At 52.1% G+C, this 18491-nt stretch carries 20 protein-coding genes; 13 read left to right on the forward strand and 7 right to left on the reverse strand.

What is annotated here, in order from left to right:
* Window positions 1–63 precede the first annotated feature (63 nt).
* Window positions 64–399, reverse strand: coding sequence for a LytTR family transcriptional regulator DNA-binding domain-containing protein (locus tag PRIO_RS14770; protein ID WP_020426911.1), 336 nt, complete (start codon window positions 397–399; stop codon window positions 64–66).
* A 220-nt stretch (window positions 400–619) separates the two neighbouring features.
* Here PRIO_RS14770 and PRIO_RS14775 point away from each other — a divergent pair, with 220 nt between their 5' ends.
* On the forward strand, window positions 620–1729 hold the full coding sequence (locus PRIO_RS14775) for a lactonase family protein (RefSeq protein WP_020426910.1): 1110 nt from the start codon (window positions 620–622) through the stop codon (window positions 1727–1729).
* Between the two features lie 164 nt (window positions 1730–1893).
* Here the strand turns inward: PRIO_RS14775 and hfq are convergent, their stop codons facing one another.
* Window positions 1894–2115, reverse strand: a complete 222-nt coding sequence (gene hfq / locus PRIO_RS14780) for an RNA chaperone Hfq (protein WP_020426909.1) — start codon at window positions 2113–2115, stop codon at window positions 1894–1896.
* 92 nt (window positions 2116–2207) lie between these two features.
* Between hfq and PRIO_RS14785 the strand changes: the two genes are divergently transcribed.
* Window positions 2208–2882, forward strand: coding sequence for a phosphatase PAP2 family protein (locus PRIO_RS14785; protein ID WP_231869897.1), 675 nt, complete (start codon window positions 2208–2210; stop codon window positions 2880–2882).
* A 70-nt stretch (window positions 2883–2952) separates the two neighbouring features.
* Here PRIO_RS14785 and PRIO_RS14790 read toward each other — a convergent pair whose 3' ends face one another.
* The gene (locus PRIO_RS14790) at window positions 2953–3438 is read right to left on the reverse strand and encodes a hypothetical protein (protein ID WP_020426907.1); all 486 of its coding nucleotides are present in this window, start codon (window positions 3436–3438) and stop codon (window positions 2953–2955) included.
* Window positions 3439–3644: 206 nt separating this feature from the next.
* On the opposite strand from PRIO_RS14790, the gene PRIO_RS14795 reads away from it, so the two are divergent.
* Window positions 3645–4676 carry an FUSC family protein gene (locus PRIO_RS14795; RefSeq protein WP_046503176.1) on the forward strand — a complete coding sequence of 344 codons (1032 nt, stop codon included), beginning with the start codon at window positions 3645–3647 and terminating at the stop codon, window positions 4674–4676.
* Between the two features lie 277 nt (window positions 4677–4953).
* Window positions 4954–7311, forward strand: a complete 2358-nt coding sequence (gene helD, locus PRIO_RS14800) for an RNA polymerase recycling motor HelD (RefSeq protein WP_020426904.1) — start codon at window positions 4954–4956, stop codon at window positions 7309–7311.
* Between the two features lie 588 nt (window positions 7312–7899).
* Here helD and PRIO_RS14805 read toward each other — a convergent pair.
* From PRIO_RS14805 to fsa, 3 genes are all read right to left on the reverse strand, one after another.
* Entirely contained in the window at window positions 7900–9120 is a 1221-nt protein-coding gene (locus PRIO_RS14805) for an MFS transporter (protein WP_020431815.1), read from the reverse strand.
* A 12-nt stretch (window positions 9121–9132) separates the two neighbouring features.
* The gene (locus PRIO_RS14810) at window positions 9133–9576 is read right to left on the reverse strand and encodes a MarR family winged helix-turn-helix transcriptional regulator (RefSeq protein ID WP_020431817.1); all 444 of its coding nucleotides are present in this window, start codon (window positions 9574–9576) and stop codon (window positions 9133–9135) included.
* 177 nt (window positions 9577–9753) lie between these two features.
* Window positions 9754–10401 carry a fructose-6-phosphate aldolase gene (gene fsa / locus PRIO_RS14815; protein WP_020431819.1) on the reverse strand — a complete coding sequence of 216 codons (648 nt, stop codon included), beginning with the start codon at window positions 10399–10401 and terminating at the stop codon, window positions 9754–9756.
* Window positions 10402–10633: 232 nt separating this feature from the next.
* On the opposite strand from fsa, the gene PRIO_RS14820 reads away from it, so the two are divergent.
* Genes PRIO_RS14820 through PRIO_RS14830 form a run of 3 tightly spaced genes read left to right on the forward strand, consistent with a single transcriptional unit; the run spans window position 10634 to window position 12179 of the window.
* Window positions 10634–11101: a hypothetical protein gene (locus tag PRIO_RS14820; RefSeq protein ID WP_020431820.1), complete on the forward strand. Its 468-nt coding sequence runs from the start codon at window positions 10634–10636 to the stop codon at window positions 11099–11101.
* Window positions 11085–11645, forward strand: coding sequence for a macro domain-containing protein (locus PRIO_RS14825; protein ID WP_020431821.1), 561 nt, complete (start codon window positions 11085–11087; stop codon window positions 11643–11645). Before PRIO_RS14820 ends, PRIO_RS14825 begins: the two co-directional genes overlap by 17 nt.
* 57 nt (window positions 11646–11702) lie before the next feature.
* A complete protein-coding gene (locus PRIO_RS14830) occupies window positions 11703–12179 on the forward strand; it encodes a GNAT family N-acetyltransferase (RefSeq protein ID WP_020431823.1) in 477 nt (158 codons plus the stop codon).
* Window positions 12180–12187: 8 nt separating this feature from the next.
* On the opposite strand, the gene PRIO_RS14835 is transcribed toward PRIO_RS14830, so the two are convergent.
* Window positions 12188–12385, reverse strand: a complete 198-nt coding sequence (locus tag PRIO_RS14835) for a hypothetical protein (RefSeq protein WP_020431824.1) — start codon at window positions 12383–12385, stop codon at window positions 12188–12190.
* 72 nt (window positions 12386–12457) lie between these two features.
* On the opposite strand from PRIO_RS14835, the gene rpiA reads away from it, so the two are divergent.
* From rpiA to PRIO_RS14865, 6 genes are all read left to right on the forward strand, one after another.
* The gene (gene rpiA, locus PRIO_RS14840; RefSeq protein ID WP_046503177.1) at window positions 12458–13144 is read left to right on the forward strand and encodes a ribose-5-phosphate isomerase RpiA; all 687 of its coding nucleotides are present in this window, start codon (window positions 12458–12460) and stop codon (window positions 13142–13144) included.
* Window positions 13128–13640 (forward strand): VanZ family protein, encoded by a 513-nt coding sequence (locus tag PRIO_RS14845; RefSeq protein WP_231869898.1) that lies wholly within the window; start codon window positions 13128–13130, stop codon window positions 13638–13640. Before rpiA ends, PRIO_RS14845 begins: the two co-directional genes overlap by 17 nt.
* Window positions 13641–13702: 62 nt before the next feature.
* On the forward strand, window positions 13703–14143 hold the full coding sequence (locus PRIO_RS14850) for a GNAT family N-acetyltransferase (RefSeq protein WP_020431828.1): 441 nt from the start codon (window positions 13703–13705) through the stop codon (window positions 14141–14143).
* A gap of 16 nt (window positions 14144–14159) precedes the next feature.
* Entirely contained in the window at window positions 14160–14366 is a 207-nt protein-coding gene (locus PRIO_RS36070; RefSeq protein WP_231869899.1) for a hypothetical protein, read from the forward strand.
* Between the two features lie 505 nt (window positions 14367–14871).
* On the forward strand, window positions 14872–15324 hold the full coding sequence (locus PRIO_RS14860; protein ID WP_020431831.1) for a MarR family winged helix-turn-helix transcriptional regulator: 453 nt from the start codon (window positions 14872–14874) through the stop codon (window positions 15322–15324).
* Window positions 15321–18479 (forward strand): MMPL family transporter, encoded by a 3159-nt coding sequence (locus PRIO_RS14865; protein ID WP_046503181.1) that lies wholly within the window; start codon window positions 15321–15323, stop codon window positions 18477–18479. Before PRIO_RS14860 ends, PRIO_RS14865 begins: the two co-directional genes overlap by 4 nt.
* Window positions 18480–18491 lie beyond the last annotated feature (12 nt).

Below are 18491 nucleotides of genomic sequence, written 5' to 3' on the forward strand. Positions count from 1 at the left end.
AACATGCGGCTCCGGCTTTGGGAAGACTCCATATTTCTCTGCTTCATGCGGAAATAAATTGGCCTATGAGCTGAGGCTTCTCAGCAGATGACGTATGCTTTCCTGCTTCCGTCTTGGCACACGGACAGTCTTGGCAAACAGGCCCATCTCCCCGAAATAGATGCTGTCGTCTTCGATGGAGCTGATCTTGTTCAGATTGACGTAACAGCCCCCGTACACATGATAATAACTTGGGTTAGATACTAAACGGTTAAGCTGTTCGGCAGTCATTCTCTTTTTTATATTATAGTTTCTGCCGTGAAAAATGACCAAGTCATGGTCCCCGACCTTAAAGAACAGAATGTCCGTTTCCACCTCGAAGTCCTCATACACATTTCTGGCTTCCAGCAGGCTGCTCATTCATGTTCCCCCTTAAAATAAAAGTAAAAAACCTAATGTTAGCGCTTTCATTATAACATAACGATCTGCCCTTGGAAAGCCTCATTTTTAAAATATTTTGTGAAATTTTACTACGCGATTTGTCATAGACGCTGAAAAAATGTAAATTATATAAATGGCCGGTCCCATTCGGGCCGCTTAAGGCAACGAGACTGAAGACCATTGGAGGAGGATTACCGAAATGAAGAATACAAGACTACTGCTGTTTACCGGTTCCTACGCAAGCGCTGAAGAAAGCGGGGTTCAGGTATTTGAATTCAATGGGGAAGCAGGGGGCACACTTACCCCTCTCGATCAGGTGCAGGGCATTACTAACCCGACTTTTGTGAACGTAGATGCTGCTGAAGGACGGCTGTATGCTATAGGAGAAAAAGCTAACGGACAAGGCGGCAAGGAAGGCGAGGTTGTATCCTTTGCAATCAATCCGCAGAACGGCAAGCTCACGGAATTGAACCGCATTTCCACAATGCCTGCTACAGGCAGCGGCCAAACGACAACCTGCCACATCTCAAGAGATACCCGCAATGAATTTATTATCGTATGCAGCTATCATGGGGGCCTCGTGGGGCTGGTATCCCTGGATCAGAAAGGACTGCCTGTGCGCCTGGAGGATACCGCTGTACATACGGGTCAACGAAACCTGCCCGGGCAGGAGAAGCCCCACCCGCATTCCGCCATCTTCAGCCCGGACGAGAAATTTCTGTTCGTTTCCGATTTGGGGCTGGATCTGATCCGGACCTATAAAATTAACCGTGATGCGAAGATGCTTGAAGCCTTGGGCGACACCACGCTGCATGAAGGGGCGGGACCGCGTCATTTCGTCTTTCATCCGGACGGGAAATCCGCTTATGTAATCAATGAGCTGGACAGCACGGTTACCTCATTCCTGTATGACAGTGCTGCAGGTACACTTCAGACGGTTGAAACGATTTCTACACTGCCTGAAGGCTACCCTGCAGCAAACAACAGCTGTGCGGAAATCGCCTTGTCTGCTGACGGGCTCTATTTATACGGTTCGAACCGCGGACATGACAGCATTGTGGTTTATGCCGTTGACCCTGCAACCGCCAGACTTACACTGGTGGAGCATGTCTCCACACATGGCGGGCATCCGCGCCATTTTGCCCTCACTCCGGACGGCGCATATCTGATAGCCGCTAACCGCGACGGCAATAATCTGGTGGTGTTCAGCATTGACCGCGCAAGCGGACGGCTCAGCTTCACCGGAAATACCGCCGCGTTATCCAAACCGGTGTGTGTCAAACCTGCATATTTTCCGGCGGCCGAATAGTCCCCGGTGAATCCTGCTCTGTGCTAAATACAAGGATGATGTTTTTTTGTTGGAGATGAAGATTCCTTATATTTCAAGCAAAAGGAACACCGGAGCATAAAGCTCCGGTGTTCCTTTTGAAAGGGGCTGTAATTCCAGATTAACGGGAAAGCTGGACTGAAGGCTTATTTAAGCGAGACAGGCTTCAGCGGTACAACTGTAGAGACGGCTGATTTGAACAGCACATTTTGTCTGCCGTCACCTTGCCCCTGCAAAGTGATCGTATAGGCATCATAAGAGGTTACAAGTCCCTGCATTTTAACTCCATTGGTTGTAAAGATCGTCACGGGAACCTTGGTTGAGATGCATTGGTTCAACAAACGCTCCTGTAATTTCAGAGTTTCCACTTTGGCAGCACTCCATCTTTTTTATGAATTGTCTTCCAGGACATTATACCACGGGTAAGACCTCATCTGGAAATAGGGTCATCCGGCTTAAATTGGACAAGGGGGTAGTTATACTGCAATACCAATACTGGTCAAGAGGTTTTCGGGGGTTTACCGGTTTTTTTCTGGTTTTTGTTGTAATCGCTGTGTTTGTGAAAATGGACCGGATCTCCGGGTTTGACAACTTCATGATTCATACCGTGCAGTCCGCGGAATCCCCGGGATTGACTTCCCTGGCCAAGGGATTGTCCCTGATAGGCTCGTCCAAGCTTGCCATCGGCATTTCATTACTGGCAATGGTGCTGCTGTACTTTGTGCTGAAGCACCGTATCGAGCTGATTCTGTTTCTTGCAGTCGGGGCAGGCTCACAGCTGCTGAACACCTGGATGAAGCTGTGGTTTCACCGGGAACGCCCGAATATCCACCGCCTGATTGAACAGGCCGGATACAGCTTTCCAAGCGGGCATTCCATGGCGGCGTTCTCGCTGTATGGCATCATTGCGTACCTGCTGTGGCGGCATATGCGCAGGAGAAGCGAACGGATTCTGTTCATTCTGTTCACAGTGCTTATGACGGGGGGGATTGGCTGGAGCCGTGTCTATCTGGGGGTACACTACCCAAGTGATGTCATCGGTGGATATGCGGCCAGCGGAGCCTGGATGATGTTATGCATTGCCTGCTTTGAGGCCTACCGGAATTCCCGGAAGAGCAAGAAGCGCCTGCCATAAAAAAGCGGATTCCCGTTCGCATGGGAATCCGCTTGTCCGCCATATGAATATACCCGTTCTGCCAGGTGCTTCAGCGTTTTATGGACTGCTGGAATTGATTTATCCGGTTGATGCCCAGCTTCAGAAGTGCCGGAAGTCCGGCTTTCAGCTTCTCTGCCTCACCCTGGGTCAGACGGCCATCTTTGATGGAAGTCTCAAGCTTCATGACTGCCGCTTCACTCAGCTTTTGGAGGTATTGCTCTTCAGTCCAGCCTTTCTTCTCTTTGGCCAGCGCATACAAGGTTGTACCTGACTTCAGGCTGCGGATCAGCTCATGACGGTCCATCTCCAGCAGCTTGGACGTTTCACTGATAATGAAATGCCCGCCTCCGGCCCGGAAGTCTTTGTCGGTGCCTGGGGGATGGGGATGACGGTGGTTCTGATCAGCCCGGACTGCTGAATCGGGAGCGGTTGCAGGTGTACTGCTGACAGCATTTTCCGCAAAAGCGGCAGCGGGAGCCAGGCAGAGCAGAAGCGCTGCAGCGAAGGCTGTAATTCTTTTGACATTGTTGCTCATGATTCACCTCGTACATGGATTTGTGGGGGGACTGCTGTATTCAGTATTCCCCGAAAGCTGAAAGCATCCTGAAAGCCGGCTTAAGCCACACTAAAATTCGCCAGTCTGCTTCCTGGGTAATAATGTCTGTACATTCTTAGAAATGAACCAAAACAGATCAGGATATACATATTTGTACGAAGTAATATCGATTAGGAGGGATGGATTTGGCTTTTGGCGCCCGCATACTCAAAACCGGATTGGCCGTAACACTTGCACTTTATCTATCCGCTCTGTTGCAATTCTCTTCTCCTGTAGGCGCAGCGATTGCGGCGATATTTGCGATGCAGCCCTCGATCTACAGATCCTGGCGGTACTTTCTGGATCAGATTCAGACGAGTACCATAGGCGCGGTACTGGCGCTGCTGGGCGGAATGCTGCTGTCCAATGAGCCGATTGCCGTCGGGCTGGTATGTATTCTGGTGATTATGATCAGTATGAAAATGAAACGGGCCGATACGATCGGATTGACCCTGGTCACTGTAATTTCGGTCATGGAAGCCTCAGGGCAATGGGAGTTTGCGTTAACCCGCTTTCTGCTGACGCTGACCGGTATTGTCGCTGCTTTTATTATCAATATAGCCGTATTTCCTCCGCAGCCGCGGAAGCAGTACATCCAGCAGATTGAAAATGTATTCGGCAGCCTGTCGCTGCTGCTGCGGACGGCTGTGTCGCATGAGATGAAGGAGAGTGTCTTCCGCGACGAAAAAAATGCGCTGGAGGCCTCTATCCGGTCGCTTGCGGATAAGTACGCTTTGTTCGAGGAAGAACAAAAACAGCTCCGCCGGGCCAAATACAGCCAGACCCGGCAGATGGTGGTCTATAAGAACCTGCTGGCGTCGCTGCAGAAAGGGTTTGAAGTGCTGGAGGCGGTAGACCGGCATTACTTCCAGGCGGAGCGCACCGGGAAGACCGATGAGCTGTTTGACCGTCATCTGGAGCAATTGATCAAATACCATGAGACTATTCTGCTCAAGTTCGAAGACAAGCTGAAACCGGGAGCGAACGATATTGACCCGCTGGCGGAAGATAACGACCGCTTTCTCCAAGCGGCAATCAACGGTTATGATGCTGAGAAGGCCGGCCAGCTGCGCCTCTCTGTAGTGGCGGCTGCAATTTATGATTACGGATACCAGCTGGAGCGGCTGGATAAGGTTGCGGATCAGATTAACCGGCTTTCTGCCGAGGAGAAGGAATAATCATAGCCTGCTTTTGAGCAGCACAGCGTTGACTGTCAAGCATGTATTGGCGCATACTTTATAGTATATAGCCAGGAAGATCAATGTTTGGTCATAGCAAAAGATCCGGCCCCTGAAGGGACCGGATCATTATGTATCTCGGATAAAGAGACTTGAAAAAGGATGCAGCGCTTGCTAATATAAATGAATATCGGAAAAATAATGAAAAAAAGTAAAATAAATTTAATCATAGCATAGGCGAGAATAAATATCAACCTTCCGAAGGGGATGAATTGCAATGGAGAAGCATGATAGCGAGTGGGAAGAAGAGCAGAATCGGGTAAACGGAATTACAAAGCTGCTGTCAGCCCATATCAGACGGCTATCCGATGAGCTTGGTCTTCATCGCAGTGATGTTGTGGATATGCGCAAAGACTTCTGGGAAGAGGTTACAGTGAACTTCAGCAGCCCGGATGATCTTGGAGAAACCTCGACAAGCCTGCGGCAGCAGGCGCAAATTCTGAATGAACGGGAACGCCATCATCTGCAGTCAAGCAAAGCGCTCAAAAAATATAGAAAACTTGTCGTATCGCCTTATTTTGGACGGATTGATTTTAAAGAGACAGCGGATGCAGAAGCAGAACGGATTTATCTGGGCATCGGCTCGCTGATGGAGGATAACGGCTCGTTCCTGATATACGACTGGCGCGCTCCCATCTCAAGCCTGTATTATGACGGGGCTCCGGGTCCGGCAGCCTATGAAACACCAGGCGGGCTTGTCTCCGGCACCATGGAGCTGAAACGCCAATTCGTGATCGATAACGGCACGATTGAGGTCATGTTCGATACAGGTGTCACCATCGGCGACGAACTGCTTCAGCAGGTACTCAGCCACAGTGCGGACGACCGGATGAAAAGTATTGTTGCGACGATCCAAAAGGAGCAGAATGCCATTATCCGCAATGACCGGAGCCGGATGCTGGTCGTGCAGGGTGCAGCAGGCAGCGGGAAAACCTCTGCCGCGCTGCAGCGCGTCGCTTATCTGCTCTACAAATACCGCGAGGTGCTGCAGGCGGACCAAATGCTGCTGTTTTCGCCGAATCCGCTTTTTAACAGCTATGTATCCACTGTACTGCCGGAGCTGGGTGAAGAAAATATGCAGCAGACGACGTTCCAGATGTATCTTGAGCACCGTCTGGGCCAGGAGTTTGAGCTGGAGGATGTTTTCAGCCAGACAGAAAGCCTGCTGAATGCCCCGGAAGGGCCTGAGGCGGCTACGCGGAGAGCAGGAATTACTTACAAGTCATCTGTGGCTTTTTTGGATGTGATCCGGCGTTACGTCAATCTGCTGGAGCATGAGGGGATGCTGTTTAAACCGCTTGTATTTCAAGGCCGGGCAGTCGTCAGTAAAGAAGAAATGCAGCAAAAATTCTACAGCTTTGATCCCGGAATTAAACTGGCGAACCGGATTGATCTGATGACGGGCTGGCTGCTCAAAAAAATCGCTGCATACAGTGTGGAAGAGCGGGAAGCGCAGTGGGTGGAGGACCAGATTGAGCTGCTGGATTCCAGTGACTATCAACGGGCATACAATATGCTCCGCCGCAAGGGCGGGGGCCGGAATGACAGCTTTGATGACTTTGATATGGAGAAAACGGTGCTGGCCCGGTATATTGTCAGCCAGCGTCTGAAGCCGCTGCGCGGCTGGACCAAACGGGGAAGGTTCGTGGATGTGAAGGGGCTGTACAGCCTGCTTTTTGCTGACCGTGAGTTAATGGAGCGCCTGGGCAACGGCCGGGAGCTGCCGGAAGCCTGGGACGCTATCTGCCGCCAGACGGTGGCGTCTTTGAGCCGGAACGAGCTTGCCTATGAAGATGCCACACCTTTTCTCTATCTGAAGGAACTGAGCCAGGGCTTCCGCACCAATACGCAAATCCGTCATGTGATCGTCGATGAGGTGCAGGATTATTCCCCGTTCCAGCTAGAATTCATGCGCCGCCTGTTTCCCCGGGCCAAAATGACGGTGCTTGGTGATCTCAATCAGGCGATTTATGCCCAGGGTGAGGTGCTTGGTGATCTGGGCGGGCTGGTCAGCGTCTACGGCCGGGAGAATACAGAGGTCATCTCCTTGACCCGCAGCTATCGCTCCACCTATGAGATTGTTGAATTTACGCGTTCGATGATTCCCGGCGGGGAAAAGATCGTCCCCTTCAACCGGCGGGGAGAATCACCGCTGCTGACGGTTGTGGACAACGAGGAGGGTCTGCTTGGTTCAATTGAGCAGGATGTGCTGAATCTTCACTCCATGGGCTATCATTACGTGGCGGTAATCTGCAAAACGGCAGAGGAGAGTGCACGGGTCCATGCCAAGCTGCAGAACAGGCTTCCGGTCAGGCTGGTTACGAAGGATACGCCCAATTTTCAAAAAGGGACCCTGGTGCTGCCCGCATATTTGGCCAAGGGCGTGGAGTTTGATGCCGTCATCATTTATGACGGCTCCGAGGCTAAATATGGCCGGGAAAGCGAACGCAAGCTGTTCTATACCGCTTGCACCCGGGCTATGCATCTGCTGCATATTTACAGCCTGGGCCAGCCGAATCATTTTCTGCCCGCCGAAGTCCGCGAGTCGGCAGCTGCCGGAGTTATGCAGCGTTGAGGGAGCCAGAATAGAATATCATGATAAACAAAGACCGCCCCGGGATCAGAGATCATAGGGCGGTCTTTTTGAAAATATAAGAATTTACTCACAGGAATATACGCAATGCAGGAGGATAGGGCTCCATCCGCAGGTGCTAGTTGGAAAAAGGGAACTTATTTTTCCGGAAATTAAGAAATCCTGAGTGAAGTGGAAAAAGTAAACTTAATTGGGCTACATTTTTGGTCCAATGGCGAAATGGGCTGAATTAGTGTCCCTTTTTCCACTTCATCTGCCCGCGGGCAGAGTACTTCGGCAAATTAGTGTCCCTTATTCCACTAAAAGAGTTGCCGTAGGATTCATGGGGAGTCGTTCTCCAGGTAACGCTAGAACCAAGACGGCTGCGCTGTCCCGTGGAGGACCCCACAGCCGTTTTGGTTCAAATATAAGAATTAATATGTTTCACGCTATAAATTATCCTTCTATTTCTCGCTGAAACACCCCGTCCTTTAAAAGGACGGCGTAGCCGTTTCCACTTGTTACCGTATCGGCCGGATGATGGATAGAATCACTTTAAGCGAGAGGGTATACAAGGAACAGCTTAAGCGTTTATTTGGCCACAGAGTGGCTCGTGGAATTTTTTGGCGCAGGTTTTTGGCGGTTATAACGTTTAGCGATCAGCAGGGTTGTATATATCAACAGCAGCAGAACGGGTGCCAGTGCTGAATACCGGTACATGACGCCAAAGCTGGTGTACAGTGCAATGGAGCCGAGGATCATGGTTCCAATCGCTACACCGAGATCCAGCGAGTTGAAGAACATGCCGTTCGCCGTCCCGCGCTGCCGGGGCTCCACGGACTGGATCATCCAGGTCTGCAATGCGGGCTGCATCGAACCGAAGCCGATTCCGTAACAAAGGGCGGCCGGAAACAGTGCAGCCGTTGAGGAAGCGAAGGAGAGCTGCAGCAGTCCTGCAACTATGAAGAGACTCCCCGGAATGAGCAGGGCAGGAGGGCCGAAACGGTCGTAAATTTTACCGGAGAGCGGCCGTACAACTACAATCGCTACAGCATTGAACAGAAAGAAGTAAGCGATGTGTTCCAGATGGGCCTCGGCACCGTAGAGCGCCAGAAAACCCAGCAGTCCGCCATAGGAGACAGACAGCAGAAAGTTAAGCAGGCAGGGAATAAACAATCTCCGGAAGGTGCCGCCCCTGATTTCTGCTACCGGCGGGGCTGCCGGCTCCTTATGGTGTGCCGGCAGCTTCCTGGTCAGGCGGTAGCTGAGCGGCAAAATCAGCACCAGTGCTGCAGCAGTGCTGATCAGCAGCGAGCCAAAGCCTGGCCCCTGCAGCAGACTAAGTCCGATCAGCGGGCCGGCGGACATGGCTAGGCTTGTGGACAGGCCGAAGTAGCCCATGCCTTCGCCCATCCGGCGGATCGGGATAATGTCGGAGGCCATCGTCGGAAATGCGGTGCTGGCCATGCCGAAGCCTATTCCGAACAGCATCCGCAGGAGCAGGAGTGCAAGAATGCTTCCTGCCCAGTAATAGCCGATTACGGCAGTTATGGAAACGGCCAGACCCAGGAAGATCAGCAGATTGCGGCCGCCTTTTTCCATCGCTTTGCCGGAGAACAGCCGGGATGCGATAGCGCTCAGTGCAAACAGGCTGGTCACAAGACTGACTTGTACGGAAGAAGCCTGCAGCGTTCCTTCGGCATAAGCCGGGAGGGTGGAGAGAGTCATCTGCAGGCCCATGAACAGCAGCAGATTGCAAAGGGTGAGAGTTATAAATGATGATGTCCATAGTCGTTCAGATGAATGATTCAAAGGGGTTGTCTCCTATTCTTGATGTGTATTTCCGGTGTTGTGGTAGATCAGCTCCAGCATGGAGCGGAGGTCTTCGATCTGCTCGGGGCGGAGTCCATTGACCGCCGCAGCAATAGTCTGTTGCTCCAGGGATACGGTACGCTTAATCAATGACTTGCCTGTCTCTGTGGCATAGAGCTGAAAGGCACGCCGGTCGGTAGGGCTCATCGTCTTGTGTATGAAGCCTTTCTTCTGCAGCAGTTCTACGATTCTGGCTGTAGTGGGCTGGTCTTTGGCAGCGGCGGCGGCAACCTCCTTCTGATTAATGCCTTCACGATCACAGATCATCAGCAGAATAGACCATTGTTCCGGGGTGATGTCATAGGGCTTCAGAACCCGGGCAAATGCATTGGAAATCCTCCGGTGTGTGGAGCCCAGCAGAAATCCGAGGAACTCCTGGGGTGAAGTAAGCGGCATGGCAGTTCGTCCTCCCAAAATAATTGTTATGACAATTATATTTAAGACAATTAATTCTGTCAACGTTTGACAAGCAGAAACGGCTGCTCTGTGCTTACATAAAAGCTGTATGGAATTCAAAAAAGCCTCTCCCCGCAGCTGCGGGAAAAGGCTTGTAATCAATATTTGAACCTATACTTAGGCTTGGGGAACTTTCTCCCAGTCTTTCAGGAAACGTTCGATACCGTTGTCTGTCAGCGGATGCTTCCACAGAGAAGGCAGGAGTGAACCCGGGATCGTTGCGATATGCGCTCCGGCAATGGCTGCCTGCTCTACATGGGCAATATTGCGGATGCTGGCGGCGATAATTTCCGATTGAAGGCCGTAATTGGTCAGAATGGTCTTCAAATCCGAGATCAGCTTCATGCCGTCAACACCGATATCATCCAGACGTCCGACGAACGGGCTGATATAGGTAGCCCCTGCTTTGGCGGCCATCAGACCCTGTGCTGCGGAGAAGATGAGGGTAACGTTGGTTTTGATGCCTTTTTTGGTTAATTCATAACAAGCCTCCAGACCATCCTCAGTCATTGGCAGCTTGATGACAACATTCGGTGCCCATTCTGCAATTTCGTAAGCTTCCTTCAGCATTTCTTCAGCCTTCAGACCGATAACCTCGGCGCTGACCGGGCCTGGCACAATGGCGACGATCTCTTTGATTACATCTTTGAAAAGTCTGCCTTCTTTGGCGATAAGCGACGGATTTGTCGTTACGCCATCCACTAATCCGAGTCGGGTAATACGTTTGATTTCCTCAATATTTCCGGTATCCAAGAAAAACTTCATTTCGTGGTATCCTCCCTTGGTTTGATATGGATTGACAAACGTTCAACACCACTTCATTATGGATCAAGCTGCAGGAAGTTTCAACTGTTAATATGAATATTTCAAAATAACTTTATAGGCAGGCGGGCGAAATTGTTTAATTCAGCGCATAGGCCCATTCCCTGACACGTTCTTCACGTGATAATATAGAAACGGTGTTGCCCATATCCAGCTGAAACGGCAGGTGTCAGATATGTTTATGGTTTTCGCGGGAGTTATTGTCTTTCTATTATTTGCAGCCGGAGTCATGGCTTACCAGAACAGCAGGCTAATTGCCCAGCAGGAGGCCAGTGACTCAGCGGGGCGTATCAGCAGTTTAATGTATTCCGTCTATTATCAGGCCTTTTCCTATAATGAAGAACGGCCGGAAGCAGTTCCTTTGTTCCAATTCACCGTACGTGCCCGCACCGAAGGGCAACCAGCGAGCGGCGAGGTCGACAAGACCATTGCTCTCTGCCGTGTTCCTGCCGGCAGCGGAGAAATGGCGCTCTCCGACGCGCAGAACTGGATGCTCGGCAGTATCCGGCAGTCTGCCCTGCGGGGCGAGTCGATTTTCCCGGCTTCGTTCCAGGACAAGGCGGCCAGCAAGGGGGAACAGGAGCTCATACTCCGTCTGGAAACGGCCGTGAAGGAGGAAACGGGACATGCCAATCTTCATTAACCAAGTGGCCATTTCCGCCTGTCAAGGGGATATTACGTCCTGGCAGGGGGACATGATTGTGAATGCGTCGAATTCGGGCCTTTTTGGCGGCGGCGGGGTGGACGGTGCGATTCACCGTGCAGGCGGACCGCAGATTGCCGAGGAGTGTGCAGCGATCCGCCGCAAGCAAGGCGGGATTCTGCCCGGTGAAGCAGCCGTTACATGTGCCGGGAAGCTTCCGCTGCTGGGGATCATACATACAGTAGGACCGATTTGGAAAGGGGGAGGCGCTGGTGAAATTGCCACTTTGGCCAGATGCTACCTGAACAGTCTGGATGCTGCATGCACTCAAGGGGCCCGGAGCATTGCTTTTCCGAACATCAGCACGGGAGTTTATAATTTCCCCAAAGCCCTGGCTTGCCAAACGGCGCTAAAGACTGTGGTTGACTACGTTAAGGAACGCGGTCCCGGAGGACACCCGCTAGAGCGGATCGAATTTATCTGTTTTGAGAAGGATAACGCCGATTTATATGAAGAAACACTTAAACGCTATAGTGATATATAATGAATTAAGAAAAGCGGCGGAAGTTGGCGAAACAACCGGATGAGAGCGAGGCACAGGATGATCTCGAAGAGCGAAGTGAATTTTGTTGTGGTGGAGCCTGAGAACAGGGAGTTGAGGGCGTTAATTGACCGTCTCGATGACGAACTGAAAGCAAGGTATCCGCATGAAACTATCTATGTTGTTGATTTCTCTGACCCCAAAGTGCGGGAAATGACCTTTGTGGTGGCTTATGCAGGAGACAAGCCGGTAGGCTGCGGAGGCCTGCGGCCGCTTGACCCGGATTCATCGGTGATGGAGCTGAAGCGTTTCTTTGTAGACCCGGATACCCGCAAGCAGGGGATTGCCAACCGCATGCTGCTGGATTTGGAGCAGAAAGCGAGAGCGGCGGGCTGCAGAGAGATTAGGCTGGAGACAGGCATCAAGCAGCCGGAAGCGATTGCGCTCTATGAGAAGCACGGCTACCGGCCGATTGACTTGTTTGGCCCTTATATAGGCGATCCTGACAGTCTCTGTTACGGCAAAAGCTTGTCCTGACCTGCGCCTTATGCGTGGTATTTCCCGGCTGGTGCATCCAGCACCCATTCCAGCATCAGGAGCATATCCTCAAGCCGGGTCAGCTGGGCATTCAGCGGTTCCCGCTGGGGGCTGCCCCCGGGCAGCGGGGCCAGGCGGGATTCGAGGGATCTTTTTTGCAGGGTCAGTTCGTTAATTTTGGACTGGATCTGTTGTTCAGTTCTCATACGGGAAGCCTCCTGGCAGTAATGAATAATAGTACTATGAGACATTATAACGGATAGATGGGGGTAATAAAAATGAGCATCAATGTGAAGCAGCTCGCAGCAGAAAAGGCAGTGGAATATGTGGTCGACGGGATGAAGGTGGGGCTGGGTACCGGTTCTACAGCATACTGGGCCATCCGCAAGCTGGGTGAACGCGTACAAGAAGGGCTGAAGATCACCGCTGTCGCAACTTCTGTAGCCTCGGAAGAGCAGGCCCGCGAGCTGGGTATCCCTCTGGTCAGTTTCGGTGATATTGATGGTCTTGATCTGACCATTGACGGGGCCGATGAGCTGAATCACGACCTGGAGCTGATCAAAGGCGGCGGCGGGGCGCTGCTGCGTGAGAAGATCGTCGCCCGGGGCAGCAAGCGGATGATCGTGGTGGCGGACGAGAGCAAGGCTGTCGGTATGCTCGGGCAATTTCCGCTCCCGGTCGAGATTGTTCCTTTTGCCTGGGAATGGACCGTCGCTGATCTGGCCAAGCTGGGCTGCACAGTGGAGCTGCGGCGCAGCGGGGACGGGCTGTACAAGACCGACAATGGCAATTACATTGCGGACTGCCGGTTCGGAACGATTGCTTCAGCATCTGAACTCGCGGCGTCCTTGCAGAACATCACCGGTGTGGTTGAACACGGGCTGTTCATTGGCATTGCTGCTCTGGCGATTATCGGCAAACAGGATGGCAGCATTGAAATTATTGAGCGTGAACACGGCGAGTAACAGGCAGAAGCAGGGGAACCCCCGCCCGAGAAGCGGAAAGAGGCATACACCGGCGCAGCCGGGAAGATTAGGCAGGGCAATGCTGCTGATCCTGCTAATCGCGTATAGTGCCGCACTGGTGTACTGGATGTTTATCGGGTTTGGACGGTCGGTACACACGGACGGGCCTTTCCGCTACAACCTGGAGCCGCTGCGAACCATCAAACTGTACTTTGATCTGGATAACGGAGTTTCTTTCCCTCGAAGGCTAATTAATCTGCTGGGCAATGTTATTGTCTTTGTGCCATTTGGTGTTCTGCTGCCTTTATTAAGGAAAAGCCTGCGCTCTGTGCTTGCACTGCTCTTCGTCTCGGCTTTGGGCATACTGTTGCTGGAGACGATGCAGATGCTGCTTCGGGTCGGCAGCTTTGACATTGACGATTTGCTGCTTAATCTGGCGGGCGTTTTGTGCGGGTACATCCTGCTTTGGAGCGTGTTTTTAAAAGGTAAAAGGTAAGCCGGAGTGTTGAGTTTCAAAATGAGGATATAGCGGAATTATGGAGAGGAGCAAGTCTGCAAATGCTGGTAGATTTGAAACAGCGTACGGATACGGATGAAGTGAAGGAGCTGCTGGCTTACGCCGTCATCGATGAGCCGGATGCGCTGTGGCGCACTTCGGTGGAGTATGGCAGCAAGGCAGCGCTGCAGCTTTTTGGATGGGAAGAGGAAGGTTTGCTCATAGGACTGGTGGGTTTTGAGGAAACCGAAGATGGCTCGCTGGAAATCCGCCACATCGCTGTGCTCCCGGAGAACAGGGGCAAAGGCTATGCGCGGGGGATCATTCTGGAGCTGCTGGCCGCCCGCAACCCGCGGTATCTGCTGGCGGAGACGGAAGACGAGATTGCCGCAGATTTTTACCGGAACCTGGGCTTTATGGTTTACAGCCTTGGGGAGAGTCCGGCCGGTATTGAAATGTTCCGCTGTGTCTATGAGGTTGAAGAAGACGAGGATGAGGATTAAAGAACACTGTGTGAATGTGCTTAGAGCGCAGCGGCAGCATCAGGTACAAGCCATTTCGCATTGCTATAATGCGGGGTGGCTTTTTTTGTCTGATTCGACTAAAGGTCGAATGCAGACCGGAAATAACGGCAGAAATGCCTTTGTGGAGGCGCTGAAGGCTGGTATGTTTTTATTGATGGAAACAATACAATGTAAAAAAAAGCGGATCCTGAAAGCTGGATGATAGTTAAGCAAGGAGCTCCACTGTACGTTGGAATGAGAGGTAAAAATGCCTTTGAATTTGGAGCAAACGGGTAAAAGGGAGGAATGAGAGGTAAAAGTACCCTTGATTTGTCCAAAAGCGGGCAGCTGAAGGAAATGAGAGGTAAAAATGCCTTTGAATTTGAAGCAAACGGGTAAAAGGGGGGAATGAGAGGTAAAAGTACCCTTGATTTGTCCAAAAGTGGGCTACGGTGTGAATTAAGAGGTAAAAGTGCTTTTGAATCTGGCGCAAGCGGGCTGATGAGCGGAATGAGAGGTAAAAGTGCCTTTTGACCTCAGGTGAGTGGTTCTCACACATTAGGTGTTTACTCTTGTAACTCTTTTGCGGGAGTTGTTGTCGTGATATTGGTTTGTCCTACTGATCCGATGCTGAAAACGGATTGACTTTTTGGGCAGCAGCTCATATAGTTTTACTGTGAAACTATTCAAGAGACGAACTATTATTCAATGCGGGGAGGTGAGGGACTATGAAAGGAGAGCCACAGCATTGGATTGACCGCTACATAGATGCTTATATGGGGGTAACCCGGCAGATTAATGCGCAGATCAAAGACAACATGGCTGAATGCCTGACCAATGATCAATTTCTGATTATGCGGCTGATCAACAGCCAGGAGCCTTGTACCTCCACTTTTTTAGCGGAGGCAGTTGCAGTGGGGAAAAGCTCCATTACTGCGATTATCAATAGGCTGGCGGAGGCCGGGTTTATTGAGCGGACCCGGGATGAGAACGACCGCCGGCAAGTCTATTTGTCGCTGACTGAGAAGGGCAAAAGCACCTATCATGCGGCGGAGAAGCAGGTACAGGAGGTTATTTCTCCTTATTTCTCCCACTTTGAGGAGCAGGATATCGAGAAATTCATCACGATGTTTGAGAAGCTGGCCTTATTAATGCAGGAGACAGGGGGGAGAAACAATTGAAGACTGTACTTAAAGCAAGATGGGCCATTATAGCCGTATGGCTTGCCGCGGCGGTTGTGTTATTTATGACTGCTCCGGGCATGTCTGATCTGGTGCGTGAGAAGGGGCAGATCTCCGTTCCGGACGGCTATACTTCTACCAGGGCTGCTGAAATCATGAAGGAGGTTGCCGACGCTAAGGGCGGGGAGACGCTGCATCAAGTCGCGTTAGTTTTTAACAAGCCGGATGGGCTTGCCGCTGAAGATACAGAGAGCATTAAACAAGGGGTCGAGAAGCTTGCGGCGGAGAAGGAGGCGCTCAAAATTGACTCGATCACCGATCCTTTTTCCCAGGCGGAATTGAAGGACACTCTTATCGCCAAGGACGGCAAAACGATCATGGTCGCACTGATGGTGAACGGCGGGGAAGAAGCTGTCAAACAATTGCCGGACCAGGTGGATAAGCTGCTTAGCGGCGTTAGTGCAGATCATTATTTGACCAGTGAGGGGCTTATTACCGAGGATACCATTGTCAGTTCGGAAGCCGGGCTGAAGAAATCGGAATACATTACCGTTATCTTCATTTTGCTGATTTTGTTCGTTGTGTTCCGGTCCTTCGTCGCACCGTTTGTGCCGCTGTTGACCGTGGGACTGAGCTATATTGTATCGCAGTCTATAGTGGCCTTCCTGGTGGACCGGTTTGATTTCCCCTTATCGACCTTTACGCAGATCTTTATGGTCGCCGTAATGTTCGGGATCGGGACGGATTACTGCATTTTGCTGATCAGCCGGTTCAAGGAAGAACTGGCCACTGCGGAGGACACCCGTAGTGCTATTATATCTACTTACCGCAAGGCGGGAGGTACGGTATTCTATTCAGGGCTTGCCGTATTTGTCGGTTTCCTGGCCATCGGGTTGTCCAAGTTCATGCTCTACCGTTCTGCGGTGGCGGTGGCGGTAGGGATTGCCGTAATGCTGCTGGCGCTTGTGACCGTAGTTCCATTCTTCATGGCGGTGCTGGGCAAAAAGCTGTTCTGGCCGTCAAGCAGCAAGCTGGAGCACAGTGAGAGCGGGATTTGGGGCGCAGCGGGTTCTTTTTCTCTAAAAAGACCCTGGGCGGCGCTGCTGATTGTGGCGGTGGTGGTGGTTCCTTTCCTGCTGACCTACAGCGGCAAGCTGAGCTTCAACAGCATGGATGAAATTGGACCCGGCTATGCCTCGGTCAAAGGCTTCAACATTATCTCTGACAGCTTCGGTCCGGGTGAGTCCATGCCCGGCAAGATTGTGATCAAAAATGATGACCGCATGGATACCTCCGAATACATGGGATTAGCGGAAAAGATCAGCCGTGAGCTGGAGAAGGTGGATGGCGTCAAAGCGGTCCGCAGCATGTCCCGCCCAACCGGGGAGCAAATCAATGACTTCCTGATCCCGACTCAAGTGGCTGCGCTCACCGACGGCCTCAGCCAGAGCAATGAAGGGCTGACCAAGATCCAGTCAGGTCTTGAGGAAGCCAGCAAGCAGCTGAAAGGAAACGAGCCTAAGCTGAATGAAGCCGTATCGGGCAGCGCGAAGCTGACAGAAGGCACGGCTGAGCTGAAAAAAGGCATCGATGCGCTGGGCGACGGCCTGTCGCGCATCGAGCGCGGCATCAAAAGCGGCTCCTCAGGAGCCGGTGAGATCAAAGCAGGGCTGGCCCAGGCGGCGGCCAGCGCCAAGCAGCTGGCCGATGCCAATGCAGCACTGCTGGCAGGCTACCAGAAAATCGGTGCAGGTCTGACTGCGCTGAATGGCGGGCTTGGGCAGCTTCAAACCCAGCTTCAAGGGGTGGCCTCAGCGCTGGCCGGTCTGGATGCATCTTTTACCGGCCTTGAGAATGCACATCCTGATCTTCTGCAGGATGTGAACTACCAGACGATTAAGGGCACCGTAACACAGAGCGGAACGGGGGCGGCAAAGCTGGCTGGCGGACTGGGCCAGATTTCCGGGCAGCTGAAAGGTGCCGCAGCGGGCCTTAACGAAGCCAATGCCGGTTATGCCAAAGCGGCAGCGGGCCAGACAGCATTGGCGCAGGGCCTCGACAAGCTGGTGGCCGGCATCGGGCAGCTGCAGTCGGGATTGAATCAGGCGGCAGCCGGACAAGGACAGATTGTAGATAAGATACCTTCGATTTCCAGCGGTCTGAATCAGCTACAGGGAGGGCAGCAGCAGCTGGCAGACGGTTTCGGACAGCTTACCGGACAAATCGGCAAGTTGACGGATGGTCTTAGCGACAGTGCCGACGGCTTGAAGCAGATCACAGGCGGGCTAAATTCTGCACAGGATTACCTCAAACAGATTCAGGATGCCAAGGATGATGAGCTGAGCGGGTTCCTGGTGCCGGAGGAGGCGCTGAAAGAGGGCGGCATTCAGCAGGTATTTGATAATTATCTGTCCTCTGACCGCAAAGTGATGACTCTGGATGTGGTATACGCTGCCAATCCATACAGCGCTAAGGCAATCGACAGCATGGGGGATATCCAGGCAGCGGTAGACCGTGCCGTGAAAGGCACGAAGCTGGAGAATGCAGAAACAGCCATTAGCGGAGTGAGCAGCACCTACAGCGACCTGCAGAAAATATCCAATGAGGATTATACGCGGACAGTAGTACTGATGCTGGGCGGTATCTTCATCATCCTGGTCGTGCTGCTGCGCTCGATTATTATGCCGTTGTATCTGATTGTTTCGCTGCTGATCACTTATTTTACAGCACTGGGAGTCACCGAGGCCATCTTCGTGCATGTGCTGGATTATTCAGGAATCACCTGGACGACGCCATTCTTCAGCTTTGTGATGCTGATTGCACTCGGGGTCGACTACAGCATTTTCCTCATGGACCGATTCAATGAGAACAAAACCTGGGATGTGCGTGAAGCGATCCTGCACGCCATGCGGAACATGGGGACGGTAATTCTGTCAGCTGTAGTCATTCTGGGCGGAACATTCGCCTCGATGTATCCGTCCGGGGTACTGTCGATGATGCAGATCGCTACGGTCGTACTATCAGGTCTGGCGCTGTACGCGCTGGTGTTCCTGCCGTTCTTCGTGCCGGTAATGGTGCGGATGTTCGGCCGGGCGAACTGGTGGCCGTTCAGCGGTTCAGCCTCTGCTGACACACCGAAAACACTGGATATGTAATCTGCGCCGAAA

This window comes from Paenibacillus riograndensis SBR5 (assembly GCF_000981585.1).
Lineage (GTDB): Bacteria > Bacillota > Bacilli > Paenibacillales > Paenibacillaceae > Paenibacillus_AQ > Paenibacillus_AQ riograndensis.

Coding starts and splice junctions, on each gene's coding strand:
- PRIO_RS14770 (WP_020426911.1), bottom strand. CDS start 399: ATGAGCAGCCTGCTGGAAGCCAGAAATGTGTATGAGGACTTCGAGGTG.
- PRIO_RS14775 (WP_020426910.1), top strand. CDS start 620: ATGAAGAATACAAGACTACTGCTGTTTACCGGTTCCTACGCAAGCGCT.
- PRIO_RS14790 (WP_020426907.1), bottom strand. CDS start 3,438: ATGAGCAACAATGTCAAAAGAATTACAGCCTTCGCTGCAGCGCTTCTG.
- helD (WP_020426904.1), top strand. CDS start 4,954: ATGGAGAAGCATGATAGCGAGTGGGAAGAAGAGCAGAATCGGGTAAAC.
- PRIO_RS14810 (WP_020431817.1), bottom strand. CDS start 9,576: ATGCCGCTTACTTCACCCCAGGAGTTCCTCGGATTTCTGCTGGGCTCC.
- fsa (WP_020431819.1), bottom strand. CDS start 10,401: ATGAAGTTTTTCTTGGATACCGGAAATATTGAGGAAATCAAACGTATT.
- PRIO_RS14820 (WP_020431820.1), top strand. CDS start 10,634: ATGTTTATGGTTTTCGCGGGAGTTATTGTCTTTCTATTATTTGCAGCC.
- PRIO_RS14825 (WP_020431821.1), top strand. CDS start 11,085: ATGCCAATCTTCATTAACCAAGTGGCCATTTCCGCCTGTCAAGGGGAT.
- PRIO_RS14830 (WP_020431823.1), top strand. CDS start 11,703: ATGATCTCGAAGAGCGAAGTGAATTTTGTTGTGGTGGAGCCTGAGAAC.
- PRIO_RS14835 (WP_020431824.1), bottom strand. CDS start 12,385: ATGAGAACTGAACAACAGATCCAGTCCAAAATTAACGAACTGACCCTG.
- rpiA (WP_046503177.1), top strand. CDS start 12,458: ATGAGCATCAATGTGAAGCAGCTCGCAGCAGAAAAGGCAGTGGAATAT.
- PRIO_RS14850 (WP_020431828.1), top strand. CDS start 13,703: ATGCTGGTAGATTTGAAACAGCGTACGGATACGGATGAAGTGAAGGAG.
- PRIO_RS14860 (WP_020431831.1), top strand. CDS start 14,872: ATGAAAGGAGAGCCACAGCATTGGATTGACCGCTACATAGATGCTTAT.